Origin of the sequence: Arthrobacter sp. Rue61a (genome assembly GCF_000294695.2) — a bacterium.
GTDB classification, from domain to species: domain Bacteria; phylum Actinomycetota; class Actinomycetes; order Actinomycetales; family Micrococcaceae; genus Arthrobacter; species Arthrobacter aurescens_A.
In genome coordinates this window covers 4,460,990-4,480,916 of sequence record NC_018531.1, presented here as the reverse complement: position 1 = coordinate 4,480,916, position 19,927 = coordinate 4,460,990, and the positions used below count along the sequence as shown (strand labels likewise).

Below are 19,927 nucleotides of genomic sequence, written 5' to 3'. Positions count from 1 at the left end.
CCAAGTGGGCCTGAAGGGCGTGACCATTCGTGGGCAACAATGAAGAGGCCGTGGACTCCCGCGTCCCCGATTCCATCGACGACACACTTGACGGGCGCTACCAGCTGGGACCCGTGCTGGGCAGGGGCGCCATGTCCACTGTCTACCGGGCAACGGACCTGCTGCTGGGCCGCGAAGTGGCCATCAAGATATTCCTCCCGGGCTCCGGAGATGACTCCTTCCGCGGCCGGCAGGAAAACGAAATGCGGCTTCTGGCAGGGTTTGACCATCCCGGACTCGTCGCAGCCTTCGATGCTGGCGTCGATACCCGGAACGACGAAGAACGCGCCTTTCTGGTGATGGAACTCGCTGAGGGCCGCGACCTGCGAGCCGTGCTGTCCGCCGGGCCACTCACCGTTCCGGAGACTGCCCGCATTGGCATCCGGATTGCCGGAGCGTTGTCCCAGGTCCACGAACACGGCGTCATCCACCGGGATATCAAGCCTGCCAACATCCTGGTCTCCGACGACGACGGGTTGGCGCAAACAGTGAAGTTGGCGGACTTTGGCGTCGCGCTGGTGATGAACGACAACCGCCTCACCGCAACAGGCTTCACCGTTGGCACCGCCCAATACCTCAGCCCGGAGCAGGCACAGGGTCTTTCGCTGACCCCCGCAAGCGACATCTACTCGCTGGGCCTGGTACTCCTCGAATGCCTCACCGGGCGGGCTGAGTACCCCGGGACACCTATTGAAACGGCATCAGCCCGCCTCCACCGGGCGCCGCAGGTCCCCGTGGAACTGCCCGGCCCGCTGCGTGAGCTCCTCGAAGCCATGACGGACATGGACCCCGAAAAGCGCCCCACAGCGCAGCACGTTGAACAGGCTCTCGCCGAAGAAGGGATCCAGTCGGGGCGAAGGACCGCGCTGCTTCCTTCCGTTCCGTCCCGGCCACCACTCCGCACGCCAACCAAGCGGCAAGCCACTGTTACCAGTCTCAGGGGCTTCAGTAAACGCCGGCCTAAGACCGTCAGGAGCGTGGCCGCAGCGGCGGTCACCATACCGCTCGCTTTGCTGATCCTCTCCCAGGGGCTTACTCCTACAGGCAACACGGCGGATCCCTCCCAGCCTGCAGACACCGGCATTTCCCAGGCCGAACCGCAGCCCACTGCGCCGGTGGTGCCCGCTGTATCTCTCGCGCCGGCGCCCGTCGACGCTGTCCCCGCCGACGCCCAGCCCGCTGAGGCGGTCAATCTGCAGGAGCCGGCGCAGGCTCCTGCACAGGCACCAGTGCAGGCACCAGTCCCGGCGCCTGCCCCCGCTGTGGTGCCCGGCCAGGACCTTGCCAAGGACAAGAGCGGCGGCAAGAGCGAGAACAAGCCTGAGAAAGCCAAGGGAAACGGAGAGGGCAAGTAGCCCCGCCGGCGTGAATTAACGCACCACGGCCACCTGCCGCCGTCGTGCGCTAACGTCCGGAAGTTCAGCGTCCGGCAACGCACCCCGGTGCGGCACCGCGGCACTTGTAGGAGGCGCCCGCCTTCAGTTCGATCCCGGCGAAAAGCTGTGGGAGGGTGACCAAGTAGAAGCCCTTGCCTTTGAGCTGGGTGATGAGTTGGTCCTGGCCGTCCACGGTGGACGCGTGGACGTCGTGCAGGAGGATGACCGATCCCGGCTTGACCAGGCCCATGATCCTGGGGAGGAAAACCGCCTTGTTCTTTGACTGCCAATCCAGGGAATCGACATCCCAGATAATCTGCGGGAGCCCCACGGAAGCCGCAACCGTCGTGTTGCTCGCTCCGTAGGGCGGCCGCATGTAAGCCGGCACCACTCCTGTCGCTTTTTCAATGGCGTCCTGAGCCCCTCTTACCTCGCCCTGGATGCTGGCCGGCGCCAATTTGGTCAGATACGGGTGGCTCATGGTGTGGTTTGCGATGGTGTGGCCCGCTGCTGCCACGGCTTTCGCGACTCCCGGATTTGCCCGGACGTAGCCACCCTGCTGGAAGAACGTGGCAAACACTTTGTGCTTTTCGAGGATCCCCAAGAGCCGGGTGGTTTGCGCATTGGGCCCGTCGTCGTAAGTGAGTGCAGCGCAGGCCACGACGTCGCAGTTGATGTGGGCCAGGCCGCCCGGGGCGGGCGAAGGGGCGTTGAACGGTGCACCGGCGATGACGGCGGTGCGAAGGGCTTGGCCAGCAGGCGAAATGACATCGTCTGTGGCGTCCGCATTCAAGACCACTGTGACGGTGTCGGGCAGATCGGCGCCTGTTCCGGGGTCCCGGTGAACGGTGACGCTGAGATCCCCGCTGGAGGTAAAGGCGACGGCGGTGAGCAGCTCAGCATCGGAAACTGCTGCTGGAGGCTGGGTAGGGGGCGGGTGGCCGATTGCTTCGCCAAGTATTGTCCGCAAGGTGCCGGTCATGGCGGGGTGGATCAGGGTGGCACTGCCACTGACAACGCCGGTGCCGAGGTCCTCGTAGGTGATTTCGTCGATGCGGGCGGTGCGGACGCCTCCGTTCATGGTTGTTTGCATGAACCTGGACCCCACAACGCTCCCGGTGGCCAGCACAATTCCATGGATGACCGAGACCCCGTCGGCCAGGAGGGCGCCGGGGGTGGCCGGCAGTGCCGCGGGTTCATGGCGTCCGCCGCCTCGGGCATCGAAGATGCTGAGCAGCCTGGCGTCGAGTTTGCTGTTGAAGGCCTCGGCACCGCTGATGTATTGCCACGTCGCGACCGTGGGGGAAGCCCCGGCCGTGCGCGTTGTCATGTCCACGATGGACGGACTCCCCGGGCCGACCTTGGACGGAGCCGTCCCGATTACAGCGATTGGTGCGGTGGGCGCCGCTTGGATGGGCATGGGCACGCAGGCGGCCATGAAGAGCACGATGACTACGAGCGGGATCGTGAACAGTAAGCGGACTGGGGCGGGCCGCTTCATGCTTTCCTACCGGGCGTACCAGGTGGTCATGCCTCGAATGATGGCAGGTGCAAAGCCCAAGTACCTGGAGACACCCCGGAGCGGCTAAAGACCGGCTGGAAAGCTGACTGTCACGGTGGTTCCGCCGTTGGGGGTTTCAGCCAAGGAGAGCTCGCCTCCGTGGGCTTTGGCGATGCTGCTGCAGGTGGCCAGGCCCAGCCCGGAGCCCGGGCCGTCACCCTGCCGCCGCAGACGCACCAAGGGTTCCAGTACTTTGGCACGGTCCTCGGGTTTGATGCCCTTGCCGTTGTCTGCCACAAAGATCGTGGCGCCATGATAGTTGGCAACCCCGCTGATCCTGACGCGGAGATCGCGATCGGGGCTGCGGTAGTTCATGGCGTTGGAAAGCAGGTTCTGCAACAGCGTCCGGAGCTGGCCCCTGTCTGCATGGAGCGTCAGATCTTCCACGTCCACGATGCCGTCGTTTTCGATGGCCAAATCGCGGACAACTTCTTCGGTGACCTGGCGGAGTGAAACGTTGGCCGGCTGAATTGCGCCGCCCACCCGGGAATAGCTCAGAACATCTTCAAGCATGCCCAGCATCCGCCGACCGCTGGAGCCGATGCGGTCCAGGTACTTGGCCGCGGTGCTGGCAGGCTCCACATCGGGGTCGTCCTCCACTAGTTCCACGTAGCCGAGGATGGTGGTGAGGGGAACGCGGAGATCGTGGCTGACGCGTCCGGCGAATGCGGCAAGTTTCGCATTGCTGTCTTTGAGCTCGGCATACGTTCGGTCGAGTTGGACCGTTCGATGCTGGAGTTCCAGCAACTCCACTACCTGTTTTGCCAAGACCTCCAGCATGCTGATTTGTTCGGGGCGCAGTTCTTTGGTCTTGTCCGAGAATACGCACAACGTTCCCGGGACGAAGCCCGATTCTGTCTGCAGCGGGACGGACGCATAAAAGCGAACATTGCCAATCTCCCCTGTGACAAAGGGATTGTCCGCAAAACGGGGATCTTTGGAGGCATCTTCCACTACGGTCCTCTCGCGGGAGAGGAAGACCTTGGCGCACATGGAATCCTCGCGCGAGCAAACGCCGGGGTCCACACCCCAGGCACCGATCTGGTGCTGGTACTCCGCGCTGATGATATTGACCACGCCGAAAGGAGCGCCACACAGCTCCGTGGCCAGCCGCACGAGGTTCTGCAGAGCGCTCATCACGGCGGCATTGGGAAGAAGAGTCGAATCCACTGCAGGGTCCAGGCCATATTCCTGTAATTCCAGGTCCCGGCTAACGTCGTCGGTAAAGGCGAGCTGCCCTTGTGCACGCGTCATAAAACATTTCCCCCAAGCGTCTCTAGGATTCCCTGCCGATACTACCGGGAGCTTGGATGCAGTGGTTTACTGGGACGCATGACCGAGCAGGAACCGGCCCCGGCCGCGTCTACTGACACTATCGATCTATCTCAACGAACTCCCGCGCAAAGGTCCCGTACGTTCACCGGGATCCTGGTGAATACCGCCCTCGCCAACATCACCACCAGCTACCTTTGGTACGCCTTGACGTTCTGGGTGTACTTGGAAACGCGCAATGTCATTGCTACAGGCGTGATCGGTGGCGCCTACATGTTGCTGATCGCCCTCTCCAGCATCAGCTTTGGCACTCTCGTGGACCGCTATCGCAAACTGGCGGTGATGCGTTTCGCCGCGATTTTCACCCTGGTGATGTTCGTCCTTTCCGGCATCATGTTTCTCCTGACACCTGAGCAGGCGCTACTCGACCTGACGCAGCCGTGGTTCTGGATCTTCACCATGATCATCCTGATCGGCGCGGTGGTGGAGAACATGCGCAATATTGCCCTTTCCACTACGGTCACCATCCTGGTGGAACCTGATCGACGAGCCAACGCCAACGGACTCGTGGGCATGGTGCAGGGGCTCACGTTCATCGTCACCTCGGTGCTGTCCGGGTTGTCTGTGGGGTTGCTGGGCATGGGCTGGACTGTAGTGGTCGCCTTGGTCCTCACTGCGTTGGCGTTCTTACACCTGCTCACACTGCGTTTGCCGGAGGAAGTGCGGGCAGCTGCCTCCGACGCGCAAGGCGGATTCGACCTGCGTGGGTCTTGGGCAGCCGTCATGGCAATATCCGGGTTGTTCGCGCTGATCCTCTTCTCCACGTTCAACAACTTCATTGGCGGCGTCTACATGGCGTTAATGGACCCCTACGGCCTGGAGATGTTCTCGGTGGAAATCTGGGGAACTGTCTTTGCGGTGGGTGCCACCGGATTCATTGTGGGCGGCGCACTGATCGGAAAGTTCGGGCTCGGCTCCAACCCTTTGCGGACCATGCTGATCGCGGTGGCCCTGATGGGGCTCCTCGGCGCGGTGTTCACACTGCGGGAATGGGCCTGGCTCTACATTGTGGGCATTTGGCTCTACCTGGCACTGGTTCCCGTAGTGGAGGCCGCCGAGCAAACAGTCATCCAAAAAGTGGTGCCACTTCCTCGGCAAGGCCGGGTGTTCGGCTTCGCCATGGCGTTCGAATCGGCCGCAGCGCCCATCACCGCGTTCCTTATTGCCCCGATCGCCCAATTCTGGATCATCCCCTACGCCCGCTCCACAGAAGGGGCAGCCCAACTTGAACCCCTGCTGGGTGAGGGAATCTCCCGCGGCATAGCGTTGGTGTTCCTGGTGGCCGGACTCATCATGATTGTGGTGGCACTGATCGCATTCCTGACACCGGTCTACCGTCGCGTGTCTGCCTCGTACGCGCAGGCCGGCGCGGAAGAAACCGAAAGTGAAGGTGCGGAGTCGCCGTCCCACTAAGGGAGTGACGACAATCCGCACCTGATCAGGACGCTGCGTAAAGGGCCGCTCCTGCCCGTGGCAGGGCTGCCCGGATCGCTCCTTCCCAGAGGCTGCCCGGACGCCACGCTCGATTTACGCCAAAAATCACTCGTTTCGGATGAGACGGCGTCATTGAGCGTGGTGCAGGGTGGAGTCAGTCCGTGGAACGCGGGCAATCCTGCAATCCTGCAGAGATGGAGCAGTTCTATGGCTGAGGCAGAAGACGTGGATTACACCCTCCGTCTCGAGCCGGACAACGTCTTGTTGTTGGCGTGGGACGCTGGGGCCAGAATCGAAGCGGGCAATGCCCGTGCAGCCGTGGACGCGGTCAACCAAGTCGCTGCCGGCAATCGTTATCCCTTACTGGTCAGGATGGCTAACGCCAGCCACCTGAGCCGCGCGGCACGTGACGTTTTCATCGAACCCTGTGCGGCTTCCAGAATCGCGTTGCTGGGTGAAAACGCCGTTGACCGCATCCTTGTCGATTACCAATTGGCCGCCCAACCGGCACCCTGCCCCACCCGTTTCTTTACGTCCGAAGCGGAGGCAATGGCCTGGCTCCTGGAACCGGATCAGCAAAGCGATGATCGGCAGGTCAAGGATCGTCAAACGGGCCGTGGAGGATCTCCGTAGTGACCACGCCGGCGGTGAGGAGAACAAAACCCCCTCCGGTTGCCACCCGGCAGCGCCGGGTGGCAACCGAGTCCGAGGCGCTCCTGTCCGCTTCCAGCCTCTCGCAAGGCGCCCAACGCCTAGCCAAGAAGGACGCACGCTAAGCCGGCCACAAGCGAAAAAGCGGCAAACGCGCGACGGCGGGAGGTCGCCGTCGTGCGTTATGTCCACATGCTGCCAGACCGCCTAAGCCGTAAACGCCAGGTCCTCTTCCTTCACCCGAAACCGCAACTCCTCCCCGCGGGACAACCGCAAGGCCTCGTCCACCGCGCTCGCCGCCATGCGCTCGAGTTCGTTGCCCAACGACCCCGCCACATGGGGTGTGAGCAGCACGTTGGGGTGCGTGTACAGGCGGGACTCGGCAGGCAGCACCCACGGCGTGGTCACGTCCAGGACGGCGTAAAGATCGCCATTTTCTACTCGGGCGAGCAGCGCATCCTGGTCCACCAACTCGCCGCGGGAAGTGTTGATGAAGGTGGCGCCGGGCCGCATCCGCTCGATCTGCCCGGCGTCGATGAGGTTCTTTGTGGAGGGCAACGACGGCGCGTGGAGACTGACCACGTCACAGCCCGCCACAAGATCGTCAAGGCTGACAAGCCCGACGCCGAGACCGGCCGCTTCAGCGGGGGACAGGTAGGGGTCGGCAACCACTACGTCCAGGTCGTAGGGGGCAAGCAGGCGGATGACATGCCGGCCGATCTTTGACGCACCAATAATGCCGACGCGCTTCCGGTAGTTGCCCATGTCCGGAAAAAGCTGCTCCGCAAGGACATCCGTCCTGGTGGTGTGCAGGGCGCGCGCGATCTGAAGAATGCGCTTGTTGGCCAGGACGATCATGGCAACGGTGTACTCGGCCACCGGGATGGCGTTGGCGTCCGCGGCTGAGCTGATGTGGATGCCGCGTTCCCAGCAGGCGTCACCGATGTGGTGCTTCACGCTGCCCGCGGCGTGAAGGACGTAACGGAGGCGGGGTGCGGCATCGAGGACGTCGTGGTCGATCATCGGACAGCCCCAACCGGTGATGAGAATGTCCGCCTCTGCGAGCAACGAACGGCCTTCCGGTGTAGTGAAGTCCTGGATCGGCTCCCGGCTTAGCAGGTTTAGGCCGGGCTCCAACGGCTCCAGGCTCCTGGGCGGAAACACCGCCCGCGCGGTATGGGACGGCATGGCCAAGGCAACATTCAAGCTCACTTAACACTTCCTGCGGTTAGTCCGGACTTCCAGAAGCGCTGCAGCATGATGAAGGCCACCAACAGCGGGATGATCGAAAGCAACGAGCCAGTGATGACCATGGGCGTGAACTCGGGCTGGGGGATGGAGTAACCCTGCCAGATGGAGATGCCGACGCTGACAGGCAACAATTGCTGATCCTGGAGCATGACCAGCGGGAGCATGAAGTTGTTCCACACACCCACGAATTGGAACAGGGCAATGGTGATGTAGCCGGGCATCATCATGGGCAGGCCCAAGGAGAAGAAGGAACGGATGGGGCCGGCACCGTCAACGCGGGCTGCTTCCAGCGTTTCTGCCGGAACGTAAGCGGCGGAGTAGACCCTGGCCAGGTACACACCGAACGGGTTGCACAGCACTGGGATGAGGATGGCCCAGATGGTGTTGGTGATGCCGAAGACGGAGGCCAGGAGGTACATCGGGAGCACAGTTGCGGTGTTGGGAATCAGGACGCCCACCAGGACTATGCCGAAGAAAGAGTCCCTCCCGCGGAACTGGAACTTATCGAACGCGTAGCCGGCCATGACCGAGATCAGGCCGCCAAAGATCGCCCCGAACGCCGCATAGAACATGGAGTTGGCCATCCACCGGAGGAACAGTCCGCCGTCTTGATTCAGGACAGCACTGATGTTGTCCATGAACGCCGGCTCACCGAAAGCGTAGGCGGCCGTTCCATAGAGGTCCGCAGTGTTCTTGGTGGAGGCGAAGAACAGCCACACCACTGGAAGGACCATGTAGGCGCAGCCCAGTATCAGCAGGGCGTTCACGGTAAACGAACTGGCGAAGCCGCCGTTGCGGGCAACCCGACGCCTCTTCGGCGGCCCGGCGGGAGTTGAGGCCCTGGGGCGCGACAACGTTGAGGTGCTCATGCTTTGTTCATCCTTGAGCTGAAGCGGGTTACGGCCCAGGACAGCACGGCGGCCATGAGCGCGATGATGATGGAGGCAGCCGCGGCCTGGTTGAGGTTGTGCCGGTTGAACGCGGCGTCGTAGGCCCACATGTTCGGCACCCAGGTGCTGGTGACGGAGGCCGTGGCCTTGGAAATGATGGAGGGCTCGGTGAACAGCTGGAGCGTGCCAATCACGGTGAAGAGCATGATGACGCTCAACGCCGGAAGGATCAGGGGCAGCTTGATGCTGATGGCCGCCCGGACTTCACCGGCACCGTCCACGCGTGCGGCTTCCAAAATTTCCCGGGGAACGGCTTGGAGGGCGGTGAAGAGCACAATCACGTTGTAGCCCGTCCACTCCCACACAGCGATGTTCACGATTGACGGCAGGATCAGTTGATTGTCCAGGAAGTTCAGGGAGATCCCGCCGGTTTCCAATGCCGAGACGATCGGGCTGACGCCAGGGGTGTAAAGGTACGCCCAGATGAGTGCGGCAATGACGCCCGGAACCGCATGGGGGAGGAAGACCAGAAGCTGGAAGAGCTTGCGTGCACGGGCCACGGCGGCATCCAGCAGGAGCGCGAAGGCCAGGGCACCGCCCACCATGCAGGGGATGTAGAGCAGGCAGTACAACGCGAGGCGTCCGATGCCGCCCACGAAACTCTCGGACTGCAGGACCTGCAGGTAGTTCTCCAAGCCAACGAAGGCGGTCTTTGCCTCGCCAAAGCCCAATCCGGACTTTTGCTGTGCGAAGAAGCTCAGCACAACGGCGTAGATGACCGGCGCAACCATTGCGAGGGCGAAAATAATGAAGAACGGGGTCAGGAACAGTGCAGCCGTGCGGCCCCCGGTTCCGGACATTGCGCGGGGTTTGGAGTGTGTCCGGGGGTTTGATTCCACTGTGGTGGACTGCTTGGTGGGTGCTGGGGTAGCCATGATTAATCTCCTCGCTGGAAGGACGGCCCGTGGATACGGGCCGTCCTTCCGTGCGGGCCTACTCCTTGACGGAGAGGCCGTTCTGCTTGAGTCCGGCCACCGTGGCGCCCTGGGCCGTGTCAACGGCGTCCAGCACCTTGCCGCCGCTGGTCAACGTGCCGTAGGCGTCCTTGAGAGCGGTGTTGGTGATGTCCCAATTGGGACCCCACTGCCATCCCGGCGTGATCGAGGCGTAGGCCTTGTCGAAGACGGAGTAGATGTCGTTGCCGAAGTAGCTGGCGTCGAATGCCTCCTGCGCAACCGGGGTCAGGCCGGGGAAGGCGAGGTAGGCGGAGCCGGTGTTTCCGCGGGCGGTGATGGCGTCCTTGCTGGTGGCCAGGAACTCGATGAACTTGGCGGCGGCTGCCGGGTTCTTGCTGCTCTTGGTGATGTTGAAGCTGGAACCGCCGTAGAACGCGTCCGCGGGTGAGCCCCAGTTGGGCACCTCGGCAGCGATCCACTGCCCCTTCTGGCCGCTTGCTTCCGTACGCTTCTGGATGCCGGTTGCGCTCCAGTTGGCACCCAGGACACCCACGACGGCGCCACTCGCCAGATCTGCGGACCACTCGTCGCTGAAGGACTGCTGAACCTTGACGATCTTCTGGTCGATCAGCTTCTGCCAGTAGGTGCCCACCTTCTTGGTTGCTTGGTCGTTGACGCCGATCTTCCAGCTATCACCTTCTGTGCCGAACCACTTGGCACCGGCCTGCCAGGAGAGAGCCGCAGTCAGCGCGGCCTCGTTAGGGTTGAAGCTGGCGAGGTGTGCTTCCGGGGCAACCGCCTTGATCTTCTTGCCCGCTTCTTCAAATTCCTGCCAGGTCTTGGGCGTGGAGACACCGGCCTTGTCCAGCATGTCCTTGCGGTACCACATGATCATGGGGGCGGCATCGTAGGGAAGGGCGTAGGTCTGATCGCCGAACTGCACCAATGCCTTGGTCTCATCCGTGAGCTTGTCCACGGTTTCGGCTTTGTTGATGTATCCGTCCAGCGGCTGCAGTTGGCCGTTGCTGACGAACTGCGGCAGCTGCGGGTATTCGATGGTGGCAACGTCCGGACCGTTGCCTGCTGTGATCGCGGTGGAGAGCTTGGCGTACCCGCCGGCCCCGCCGTTGGGGATGGTCTCGAAGTTGACCTTGATCTTGCTCTGGCTGGCGTTGAACGCCTCGGCCACCTTGTCCATCCCGGCCATGGAGGACCAGAAAGTGATGGTGCCGCTGGGGTCTTCGGTGAGAGTGGGGGTTGGCGTGGCTGCCGGGGTACTCCCACAGCCGGTGACGAGGGCAGTACTGGCCATGAGGCTGACTGCTCCAAGCAGAAGCTGGCGACGCTTCATTCTGTTCTCCTTTGAAGTTCACGATGCGAAGTCGTGGCGTGCCCTGGGGGGGGGCACCTTTGACTAGGCACTATGAAATCCACAAAAGTGAACATAATCAATGAAGTGAACAGAAGTAAACAGGCTGCGAGGGCAGCGCTACGGTTGCGTCGAGTCCCGCACCACCAGCGCCGGGGAGAGATTCACGCGCTGCAACGCGGACGTGCTTCCACGCTTGCCGCCGATCCGGTTGAGGCACATCACCAAAGCCTGGTGGCCGACGTCGTACTTCGGTGGTGCCACAGCGGTGAGCGGGACAGCGCCAAGGGCTGCGATCTCGTCGTCGTAGGAGACGATCGCAAAGTCCTCCGGGACGCGTATCTGGCGTTCCAGGCAAGCGCTCACAAACTGGAGCGCGTCCTCGTCGGTATGAACAACCACGGCAGTCACCTCGTAATCGGCACACCAGTTCAGGATCCCGTCCACCAGCTCACGGTGGGCCTGCGGATCGTTTTGGGCGCGGGACATGGCGCGGACCATCGAATCGTCGCGCGCATGCCCGGCCCGCTGCATTGCCACATGGAAGCCATCGATCAGCTGCGGCGCGGTGGGGCTGTTCTCGCGAAGGCAAATCGCGATCTTCCGATGCCCAAGCCCCAGCAGGTGGTTGACTGCGATCTCCGAGCCGCGGACATGGTCGCTCCGCACCGATTCGAGCCGGCCGTGGTCCAGGGCGTCGTCGATTGAACGCTCCACCACCACCACGGGAACCTCAGCCTCCGCGAGCAGATCCAAGGTCTCAGTGCCGGCCAACGACTGCTCACTTGGCGTGACCAGGATGCCGTCCACACCGTGTTCGTAGAGTCTGCGCAACTGCCGCCGCTCTTCGGCGCCCGAATAGTTGGAAACCCCCAGCACCAACCGCACCCCGGATTCCTGCGCGGCCGCTTCGGCACCGCGGATCACGCCCGGGAAATAGTACGACGCCGACGGTACGATCATGCCGATCGTCGCCAAGGGCCGCCTTCCGCCCGGACGCCACGACGTTGACGGCTGAGCGCTTGGACTGGCCGTGGGCTTTCCCCCGACTGCGATGGCACCGCCGTGGACCCGCTCCAGCAGCCCCTGCTCCGCAAGCACCGCCAAATCGCGCCGCACTGTCATCCCCGATGTTCCAAGCTTGGCCGCAAATTCGCCGGCATTCAGGGAGCCGTGGAGGGCCAGTTCTCGGAGGATGAGCTGTTGACGATCCTCGGCAAGCATGCAGGTTCCACCTATCAAGTTCACTTGTGTTCAGTTTGTTCATTATGAACCAGAACTTGACGATGCCCAGGTGACTACGGACCTATTTTGACCACCAGGATCTCGACGGCGGCTGATGCGGGGTGCAGATGCTGACGGACGGCAGCGGCTGCTTCGCGGGCTACTTCCGGCGCGGGACGGACGGTGCCCACGCCGATCCTGGCCTTGACTGCCACGCCGTCCGGGCTGACCGTTACGCCGATCAGCGGAAGAGCCTCTCCCGTGATTGCCGCCACCGCTGCCCCGGCAATGGACTGCCACAGGGGCTGGGCTGGGTAGACCGACACCACTCCTGCCACCGCCTGGACAATGCCGAGCAGTTCCTTGGCCACGTCAGCTGAGATGACGGCGTGGGAGTGGTTGGCAGTTTCCGCAGGCTCCGTCATGGCTGTTCCTCCGTGGTGGGTGTGGTGTGCCGGGCAGGGGCCGGTGGCTCCAGCACGTCAGTTACGGTGATGTTGATCGATTGGATATTCAGTTCCGTCTGGACGGCCAGGACCTCAGCCAGCTCGTCGCGCAGGGTTGCGGCGCGCTCTTCGATGGAGTGTCCGAAGACCACCGCCAGGTCCACCTCCACGGTGATGCCGGCACCTGGCACTGTGACATCGCCGTTCAGGCGGCACCTGCCAACGGCTGTTCCGGGGAGGGCGTCGGCCACTGAACGGATCAGGGCCGACACTGAGCCTTCCGTCTCCCCGAGGGAGTCCATGGGGTTTCCGGGACGGAGGGGGATGATGCGTCCCGGCCGAAGTTCCAAGCGAAGGTTGTCCAGGATGGACTGCATCCAGTCGTCGTTGCCGGATCCGGCATCGGCAACATCGGATGTCAGCAATTCGCTGCCAAGTTCGGAGAGTCTCCGCAGTGCGGCCAATCCCGACTGGCACTCGGGGCAACCCTCCACATGGGTGGGATCCTCAAGCTCTCCCGTGTCCAAGTAGGTGCTCAGTTCCGCGAGACTGTGCCCGCACTCCAGGGTGTCGCCGGGGATTTTCATCGCCACTCCTCCATTGTGCGTGCAAGGGCAATCCGTGCCCGGGCCAGACGGCCGCGGACGCTGGTCGGGCTGATATTCAATGTCAGCGCAATCTCCTCGTAGCTCATCTCATTGAATTCCTTCAGTACCCAACACCGCCGTTGTTCCTCGGGAAGCTGCGCGAGCGCCGACTTTAATGCGGCCACCCGCGAAGCGTTGACGGCGCTGCTTTCCGGATCCTGCGTTCTTGGTCCGCCAGGGGCGCCGTTGCGGTTTTCCATGTCATCCAAAGCCTCATGGTTGCGGCGCTTCCGCAGATGGTCGATGCTGCGGGTAGCCACGATGCGGAGAAACCAGCCCTTGACGGCAGCGGGTTCCCGGAGGCTGTCCAGCTGTTTCCAAGCCTGCATCAGCGTTTCCTGGACCACGTCATCGGCGTCAGCCATTGTGCCGGTCAGGCGGCGCGCCGTTGCCCGCATCAAGGGGCCGTAGCGTCGGGCGAGTGCTTCGAAGGCGGCAGTATCACCATCTGCTGCGCGGCCGGCCAGCAGCGCATCCGGTACGAGGTCCAGGTGCTGCTGCGCCACGTTGTGCTGCGCCGGGGATGAACCAGTCACGTTCTGCCTTTCCAGTGCGGTGAGTCCGGCACTTTGATCCCCTGATGACGAAGGACGGTTCCGTCTCGCGACGGAAACGTCCCGGACGCCGGCCTACTTTTTGGTGAAGCCGTCCTTGATGTTGTCGCTGATGTCGGCGGCTGCGTTGTTGATCTTGTCGCTGATTCCCATGGTGTTCCCTTTTCTTTTCGGTGCACTGCACTGTTTCTTTTCGGTGCACTGCACTGTGGTGCCCTGCGTGACTTACTGGAAAGCCTTGGAGCTGTGATTACCGGGCGCGTCTTGTTCCGGACACTTGTGTGCGGGTGCCGCTGGTAATTCGGACGAGGACGGGCATTGGACGTCCCAGCCAGGCATCCAGTTGTTGGAGTAGCTGTTCTGCCGTGTCCGTGAGGTCCTTGGGGGACGCTCCTTTGCGTGCTTCCAAGCGGAGCCGGAGTGCCGTGCCTCGCGGTGATTCCCATGCGGAGACTGAAGTCGCCAGCACGTCGGGGTGACCGGCAAGGGCTTCACGGACGGCGGCGGAGACCAGCCCGGCATCTATCACGGTGCGGCCGGCCATGCCATCTGAATGCTCGGCCAGACACGGTGTCCGGCCGCCCCCTTGGGAGGCCAACCATGCTGCACCGAGTCCGGCACCTGCCAGCAGCACGGCTACACCCGCCACCATCCACCAGCTTCGGACGGGTTCCGGCAGCGTCGCGGTGCTTGTCAGATTGCGTGCGTTGTCCCGTATCGAAGATGCTGTGGTGGCCCACAGCTCTGCCGCGCCGGGGAGGGTTCCGGCCGCGATGAGTGCGGCGCCGGCGCCCAGCAGGACGATGCCCAAGAGGGAGAGAAGGCTGCGGTTGAGTGCCCGATTGGTGTTCCTCATTGCCCGACCGCTCCTTCATGCAGTATCTGGACGTTGGTCTTTACTTTGCGTCCCAGTCCGTAGGAGGCCAGTTCGCTGTCGGCAACTGCCCGGATGTCCTCGCCCACCAGCGGATGGCCCGACGTCGGACGTACCCGGACGAGGACGGAGCGCGCGCTGACGGTGGTGGTCGCCTGTCCAGGCGAAAGACCGGCAGCCAGCCTTACCTTGCCGGAGAGGGCTGCCGCGAGTACTTCGTCGTCCACCACTACTGCCGCGCGGTCGCTGCCAAAAGCCCGGCGACGTTTGCGTCCCTTCCCCAGAGCGAGTCCGAGAAGCACCAGCCCCAGGAGTACAAGTCCGGCGCCGGCTCCTGTCATGCCCAGCGGGATCGTGGTGCGGGGAAGTTCCATAAGCCAACGGAAGAGCTGGGCAGGGCTGGCCAGCAAGGGCTGGTCCTTGAGCAGCCATAGGATGAATTCGAGTGTCAGCCAAAGGCAGGCAACAAGCAGGATCGAAGCAGCCACTATGGACGGGACCGCCCTGGAAGAGTGCGTTTCCCTGCGGACCAGACGCCGGACTGCTGGATCCTTGCTCATGCCACTCTCCTTTTCCTTTGCTGTTCCTGGTGGCCGCCGACGAGGCGGATGTCTACCCGGCCGATTTCCAATCCGGTCAGTTCCACACCGCGGGACACAACGTCAGCGCGGGCAGACTGTGCCATGTCAAAGACCGTGCCTGAACCGATGCGCGGCTCCAGGAGCGGCGGGAGTGCCAACTTGACCGAGACGCTGACCCCGAGCTTTCCGGCGTCGTCCTTCAACTCTGCCGACACGTTGCTCCTGTCCACCCGAAAGGCGCGGGCGGTGAGCGCTTCCAGGGTGGTTCGAATCGCAGTGTGGGTGATGCGGTTGTGGCCCAGCCGGGCTCCGGCAGTGGCATGGACCGGTAGGCCGGAAATGGTCCCGCTCATGAGGAGGAGCGCTTACCCCGCAGGGCATCCAGCACCCCGTGAAGGTCAAGCTTTCCCTCGGCGGAACGGCCCAACACAGCCCCGATTCCCATGAACAAGGCCGTCAGTAGGAGGCCCCAAAAACCGAACGCCAGTCCGGCGAGCGCCAGGGCGGCGCCGATCGCCAAACCTGCGATGGTGGGGCTCATGCCACCCTCGGCTCGCGCTCGGCGTCATCAGCGCCTGCGTCCTCGGACGGTACGTGGATGTCCGTGATGGTGACGTTGACCTCGGTGACTTCCATGCCAACCAGGTCCTCGATCGCTGTATAAACGGCGTCACGGGCGTTGTCGGCCACTTCCTGGAGGGGGTGGGGGTATTCAACTACCAGGGTTACGTCAACAGCCACCTGGGTTTGGCCGACCTCTACGCTGACACCCTGGGTAAGGTCCTTTTGGCCGACTTTTTCCCGGAGGTTGCCGATTGCGCGGGCAGCGCCGCCGCCGAGGGCGTGCACGCCGGGGATTTCCTGGATGGCGATTCCGGCGATCTTTGCTACTACGCCGTCGGCAACGGTGGTGGCGCCGCGTCCGTCCTTGCCCTTGTTGGGTGAAGGTGCGCCCAAAAGGGCTGGTGAGGGAGTCTGCGTGTTCTTGGCCGGTACGTCTGCGGGTGTGTGCGTTTGGATCGTCATGGCGATAGCTCCTGTCCGTGGGTTGCGGCGTTCTTGTGCGCCGTCATGAATAAGACGTGGTGGACCAGGTATTCTCACGCGCACATTCACGTGACGTGTGTCACTTTTCCGCAAGGCATGAGCTGGCATATTTAGTTAGATTGGCATATAACTAGTTCTCCGCCTCCACGTCCTCGAAAAGAATCAGTCTGTTGGATGACGTGTGGACGGCGGCGGCCCGGGCTGAGGGGCTCCGATGGGAAATGGGCCAGGCAGAAGATGGTCTGGTGCGCGCCGTGCGAAGCACGACGGCAGCAGGAGCAGGCCTTCCCGACCTCGCGATCGCATCCGGGCTGAGCTTCGACGCCATAGAGCGGCTCCTGGAGTAGCCCGGTAAGGGTTCATTTCTGTTCACCTCGCCCCGGTCTATCGATGCGGCGCCTACGGTTGAGGGGCTATTACTACGTGCCCCCGCAGGAGACTCATGGCAACCGCCTTCACCATGCCCGCCCCGGATTTTGAGCTCAGCCCCATGACCGGGTGGACACGGGAGCACTGGGTTGCCTTCGCCGATCAGCAGTTGCTCGCGGTGCGCCCCTTCTTTTCCCCACGAAAGGCGCTGATCCGGCTGGGCGGCCGTCCGTCGTCGTCGGGGGTTTTATCCGATGGCATGGAGGGCTTTGCCCGGACCTTCCTGATGATGGCGTTCCGGGTTTCGGGTGAGCACGGCCGAGATCCCCACAGCCATGTGGACCTTTACCGGCAGGGGCTCTTGGAAGGAACGCGGACCGACAGCCCGGAAGCGTGGTTGCCGATTACCGACCGTTCTCAGCCGATGGTGGAAGCGGCGTCCATCGTCCTGGGCCTCCAGCTCACCAAGCCATGGCTGTGGGACACGCTTTCCGCTGCGCAGCAAGAGCAGGTTGCCGCATGGTTGCAGGGTTCCTCGCGGAGCACTTGCGTGGACAACAACTGGGTGCTCTTCCAGGTGATGATCGCCGAATTCCTGGCCGGTGCCGGGTTTGAGCACAACGCGGAGCAGATTGAGCACGGTCTGCAGCGGCTTGAAGACTGGTACGTGGGCGGCGGGTGGTACAGGGACGGGGATAACGACGGCACCGGCGATTTCTTCGACTATTACTGCGGTTGGGCTATGCATCTGTACCCGATCCTGTGGGCGGAGTTCGCCTCCGGCAGGCACCCCGGGGCTGATGACCGGCTGGAGGTCTACCGGACCCGGCTTGCTGCATTCCTTGAGGACCATGTCCGGTTCTTTGGCTCGAACGGTGCCCCTGTTTTCCAAGGCCGCTCGCTCATCTACCGCTACGCCGCCGTCGCGCCTTTGTTCTTGGGCGAGGCGATCGCCGCGACGCCGCTCAACCCCGGGCAGACCCGCCGGACCGCCAGCGGCGCAGCGAAGTACTTCCTCGACGGCGGCGCTTACGACGGCGGCCTGCCGTCCCTCGGCTGGCTCGGCGCTTTTGAACCAATGACGCAGGAATACTCGGGTCCCGCATCGCCATACTGGACATCCAAGGCGTTCGTCGGCCTCCTTTTGCCCGCGGAGCATCCTGTGTGGACTGCTGTGGAGGAGGAGTCACCTGTGGAAGTCAGCGATGGCCTCCAGTACGCTGAGGCACCCAACTACCTGCTTCACTCCACCGCCTCGGACGGCATCGCCCGGCTGCTCAACCACGGCAGCGACAAATACTACGCACCGGGCCCGGACGATCCCCTCTACCGCCGACTCGCGTATTCGAGCCACACAGCGCCCCTGTTTACCGGGCATCCTGTGGATAACCACTTCGCGATTCTCAACGGCTCCGCAACGCCCAGCCGCAGGGCAAGAATCCACCGGCTCGGGGCACGGCACCGGCAAGGGGCCAGCTGGCACGCCCCCGTGTGGAGTGACAACGATGATCCCGCCAAGTCGCCCTGGCGGGTGGCGACGGGAACCGCCGCAGCATGCGGGTATGAGCTTCGGGTACACGTTGTGGTGGCGCAGGCTGGCTCCGGCAAGCGCGTAACCGCCGTCCGCGATGGCGGTTACGCGCTGGCCGATGCACTCCTTGTAGAGGAACACCACGGCGTGCTCACGGCCGGTGGGCTTCACACAGCCATGTGGCCGCTGCACGGGTACTCCGGCAGCGGCGTCTACCGGGCGGAAGGCGTTTCACCCCTTGGTCAGCAGGCAGCCTGCGGCTACCTGGAGGGCACGCTGTCCGGGGAACGCAGCTGCTTCGCTTCGCTGGTGTACCTCGGCGGTGAGCCGCCGGCTTGGGTTCCGCCCGCCGTCGGGCCTTCCATCGAACTGCTCGACGACGGCACCCGCGTGAGCGCGTGTCTCGCCTTGGAATCCGGGCCGCTTTTGGAGGTGCTGCTCGCTTTCTGACGCCCGCTCGGAATCTTGAGGAAATCTTGAGATGACCCGGCGTCCTTCTTGAGGAGCCCGTCCGATGGTTGAAACATCAGCCAATGGAGCTGACGGGAACTTCCAGGAAGGACCACCGAAATGACCGAGCAGATCACCGCCAAGTCCATGAACACCGGCGCTACCCACGTAAAGTCCGATGCCCATGCAGGCGCAGCGGAGGCTGCCCACCAGTCAGGGGAACTTCCAGGCCAGGCCCGTGCCGTGGTGATCGTCCGCGAGCCGTTCAATCCCCTGGGCGCGGGTCTCCGGAGCATCTGGCCACAGTCGGTCGTCGGATTCTAAGTCCCTTCAAGTTTTGAGTCGGGCGGGCACCCTTTGAGTCGGGCAGGCACCAAGGGGTGCCTGCCCGACGTCGTTTAAGGGACGATGGAGTCCAACGCGAAAATAAGGAGGCTTGCCATCAAGGAAGAGATGAGGAAGGCCGCTGATGTGGCCGAGGAAGCCGCGAACTCGCGAACTTTCGCAGCTGTTGCCCGGGCCGGTTACGCCGTGAGCGGGCTGCTGCACGTGCTGATCGGCGTCATCGCAGTCCAACTCGCGGTGGGCCGCGGCGGTGAGGCCGATGTCAGTGGTGCGGTGACCGAATTGGCCAACAAGCCAGCCGGCCCCTTCCTGCTCTGGGCCTGCTTCGCAGCCTGTGCGGCGTTGGCCTTATGGCAATTGGGAAATGCCATCCTGGGCTACCGGAACGCCTCGGACAACAAACTGACCAAGAGGCTCTCGGCCCTGGGGCAGGCCCTTGTGTTCGCTGCTTTGGCTGCCACCATCATGTCCTTCGTCGTAGGACAGGGCCAGAACAGCCGTGAATCCAGCAGCGACTTCACTGTCACTCTCATGAGGGCGCCGTTCGGCGTATTCCTGCTGGTCGCCATCGGCGCCGGAGTAGCGATCACCGGCATCGTTTTTGCGGTGAGGGGCTTCCGGCAGACGTTCACGAAGGACCTCTCTCTGTCGTCCAGCCAGGCCGTGCACAAGTTCCAACTCTGGGTCGGCGTGGTGGGTTACATCGCCAAGGGGATCGCCCTGTTCCTCGTTGGATTGCTGGTGGTCATTGCCGCGGTTCGCGCCCAGCCCGAGCAATCAACCGGGCTTGACGGCAGTTTGAAAGCCCTGAGGGAGCAGCCTTATGGTCCGTATTTGCTGGCTGCTGTGGCACTCGGGCTCATCTCCTATGGGTTGTTCCTCATGGTCAAAGCGAGGACTCTGCGGACCTAGTTCTGACGGCGTTTAGGAGCTTGGGAAGCGGGGTACAGGGCAAAAAGTACCGTGTAGAGAATCAGTACCATGCAGTGAAATCTGAAAA

General features: G+C 63.1%; 23 protein-coding genes. 7 read left to right on the top strand and 16 right to left on the bottom strand.

The features are described 5' to 3' along the window. Positions 1–29: 29 nt before the first annotated feature. Positions 30–1,394, top strand: a complete 1,365-nt coding sequence (locus ARUE_RS20470; RefSeq protein ID WP_014923154.1) for a serine/threonine-protein kinase — start codon at positions 30–32, stop codon at positions 1,392–1,394. Positions 1,395–1,458: 64 nt separating this feature from the next. Here the strand turns inward: ARUE_RS20470 and ARUE_RS20465 are convergent, their stop codons facing one another. Together ARUE_RS20465 and ARUE_RS20460 are read right to left on the bottom strand one after the other, a co-directional pair. After that, complete coding sequence (locus ARUE_RS20465; protein ID WP_286139881.1) at positions 1,459–2,916, bottom strand: polysaccharide deacetylase family protein; 1,458 nt, start codon at positions 2,914–2,916, stop codon at positions 1,459–1,461. Positions 2,917–3,000: 84 nt separating this feature from the next. Continuing rightward, positions 3,001–4,230 (bottom strand): GAF domain-containing sensor histidine kinase, encoded by a 1,230-nt coding sequence (locus ARUE_RS20460; protein ID WP_014923152.1) that lies wholly within the window; start codon positions 4,228–4,230, stop codon positions 3,001–3,003. 78 nt (positions 4,231–4,308) lie between these two features. Here ARUE_RS20460 and ARUE_RS20455 point away from each other — a divergent pair, with 78 nt between their 5' ends. Together ARUE_RS20455 and ARUE_RS20450 are read left to right on the top strand one after the other, a co-directional pair. Continuing rightward, a complete protein-coding gene (locus tag ARUE_RS20455; RefSeq protein WP_011776546.1) occupies positions 4,309–5,721 on the top strand; it encodes an MFS transporter in 1,413 nt (470 codons plus the stop codon). A 228-nt stretch (positions 5,722–5,949) separates the two neighbouring features. After that, on the top strand, positions 5,950–6,375 hold the full coding sequence (locus ARUE_RS20450; RefSeq protein WP_286139880.1) for a DUF7793 family protein: 426 nt from the start codon (positions 5,950–5,952) through the stop codon (positions 6,373–6,375). Between the two features lie 225 nt (positions 6,376–6,600). Here the strand turns inward: ARUE_RS20450 and ARUE_RS20445 are convergent, their stop codons facing one another. The 14 genes from ARUE_RS20445 to ARUE_RS20385 all read right to left on the bottom strand — a co-directional run bounded on the left by ARUE_RS20445 (position 6,601) and on the right by ARUE_RS20385 (position 16,211). Beyond that, on the bottom strand, positions 6,601–7,605 hold the full coding sequence (locus ARUE_RS20445) for a hydroxyacid dehydrogenase (protein ID WP_014923150.1): 1,005 nt from the start codon (positions 7,603–7,605) through the stop codon (positions 6,601–6,603). Then, a complete protein-coding gene (locus tag ARUE_RS20440; RefSeq protein ID WP_014923149.1) occupies positions 7,602–8,513 on the bottom strand; it encodes a carbohydrate ABC transporter permease in 912 nt (303 codons plus the stop codon). The genes ARUE_RS20445 and ARUE_RS20440 overlap by 4 nt, the downstream gene beginning before the upstream one ends. Continuing rightward, entirely contained in the window at positions 8,510–9,469 is a 960-nt protein-coding gene (locus ARUE_RS20435; RefSeq protein WP_014923148.1) for a carbohydrate ABC transporter permease, read from the bottom strand. The genes ARUE_RS20440 and ARUE_RS20435 overlap by 4 nt, the downstream gene beginning before the upstream one ends. 58 nt (positions 9,470–9,527) lie before the next feature. After that, positions 9,528–10,841 carry an ABC transporter substrate-binding protein gene (locus ARUE_RS20430; RefSeq protein WP_014923147.1) on the bottom strand — a complete coding sequence of 438 codons (1,314 nt, stop codon included), beginning with the start codon at positions 10,839–10,841 and terminating at the stop codon, positions 9,528–9,530. A gap of 138 nt (positions 10,842–10,979) precedes the next feature. Then, positions 10,980–12,083 (bottom strand): substrate-binding domain-containing protein, encoded by a 1,104-nt coding sequence (locus tag ARUE_RS20425; protein ID WP_011776540.1) that lies wholly within the window; start codon positions 12,081–12,083, stop codon positions 10,980–10,982. 74 nt (positions 12,084–12,157) lie between these two features. Beyond that, entirely contained in the window at positions 12,158–12,508 is a 351-nt protein-coding gene (locus ARUE_RS20420; RefSeq protein ID WP_011776539.1) for a hypothetical protein, read from the bottom strand. Next, on the bottom strand, positions 12,505–13,116 hold the full coding sequence (locus ARUE_RS20415; protein ID WP_014923146.1) for an Asp23/Gls24 family envelope stress response protein: 612 nt from the start codon (positions 13,114–13,116) through the stop codon (positions 12,505–12,507). The genes ARUE_RS20420 and ARUE_RS20415 overlap by 4 nt, the downstream gene beginning before the upstream one ends. Further along, positions 13,113–13,712, bottom strand: coding sequence for an RNA polymerase sigma factor (locus ARUE_RS20410; protein ID WP_014923145.1), 600 nt, complete (start codon positions 13,710–13,712; stop codon positions 13,113–13,115). The genes ARUE_RS20415 and ARUE_RS20410 overlap by 4 nt, the downstream gene beginning before the upstream one ends. Positions 13,713–13,805: 93 nt before the next feature. Next, complete coding sequence (locus ARUE_RS24845; RefSeq protein ID WP_286139874.1) at positions 13,806–13,937, bottom strand: hypothetical protein; 132 nt, start codon at positions 13,935–13,937, stop codon at positions 13,806–13,808. Positions 13,938–13,980: 43 nt separating this feature from the next. Next, positions 13,981–14,586: a hypothetical protein gene (locus ARUE_RS20405; RefSeq protein WP_014923144.1), complete on the bottom strand. Its 606-nt coding sequence runs from the start codon at positions 14,584–14,586 to the stop codon at positions 13,981–13,983. Next, positions 14,583–15,164, bottom strand: a complete 582-nt coding sequence (locus ARUE_RS20400) for a hypothetical protein (RefSeq protein WP_014923143.1) — start codon at positions 15,162–15,164, stop codon at positions 14,583–14,585. The genes ARUE_RS20405 and ARUE_RS20400 overlap by 4 nt, the downstream gene beginning before the upstream one ends. Beyond that, positions 15,161–15,538 (bottom strand): hypothetical protein, encoded by a 378-nt coding sequence (locus ARUE_RS20395; protein WP_011776533.1) that lies wholly within the window; start codon positions 15,536–15,538, stop codon positions 15,161–15,163. The genes ARUE_RS20400 and ARUE_RS20395 overlap by 4 nt, the downstream gene beginning before the upstream one ends. Next, positions 15,535–15,726, bottom strand: a complete 192-nt coding sequence (locus tag ARUE_RS20390) for a DUF2273 domain-containing protein (RefSeq protein WP_011776532.1) — start codon at positions 15,724–15,726, stop codon at positions 15,535–15,537. Before ARUE_RS20390 ends, ARUE_RS20395 begins: the two co-directional genes overlap by 4 nt. Next, entirely contained in the window at positions 15,723–16,211 is a 489-nt protein-coding gene (locus ARUE_RS20385; RefSeq protein WP_011776531.1) for an Asp23/Gls24 family envelope stress response protein, read from the bottom strand. Before ARUE_RS20385 ends, ARUE_RS20390 begins: the two co-directional genes overlap by 4 nt. Positions 16,212–16,402: 191 nt before the next feature. Here ARUE_RS20385 and ARUE_RS24245 point away from each other — a divergent pair, with 191 nt between their 5' ends. From ARUE_RS24245 to ARUE_RS20370, 4 genes are all read left to right on the top strand, one after another. Next, positions 16,403–16,579, top strand: a complete 177-nt coding sequence (locus ARUE_RS24245) for a hypothetical protein (RefSeq protein ID WP_162486197.1) — start codon at positions 16,403–16,405, stop codon at positions 16,577–16,579. Positions 16,580–16,674: 95 nt separating this feature from the next. Then, positions 16,675–18,582, top strand: coding sequence for a DUF2264 domain-containing protein (locus ARUE_RS20380; RefSeq protein WP_014923142.1), 1,908 nt, complete (start codon positions 16,675–16,677; stop codon positions 18,580–18,582). A gap of 120 nt (positions 18,583–18,702) precedes the next feature. Then, a complete protein-coding gene (locus ARUE_RS20375; protein WP_014923141.1) occupies positions 18,703–18,906 on the top strand; it encodes a hypothetical protein in 204 nt (67 codons plus the stop codon). Between the two features lie 84 nt (positions 18,907–18,990). Continuing rightward, the gene (locus ARUE_RS20370) at positions 18,991–19,839 is read left to right on the top strand and encodes a DUF1206 domain-containing protein (protein WP_014923140.1); all 849 of its coding nucleotides are present in this window, start codon (positions 18,991–18,993) and stop codon (positions 19,837–19,839) included. Positions 19,840–19,927 lie beyond the last annotated feature (88 nt).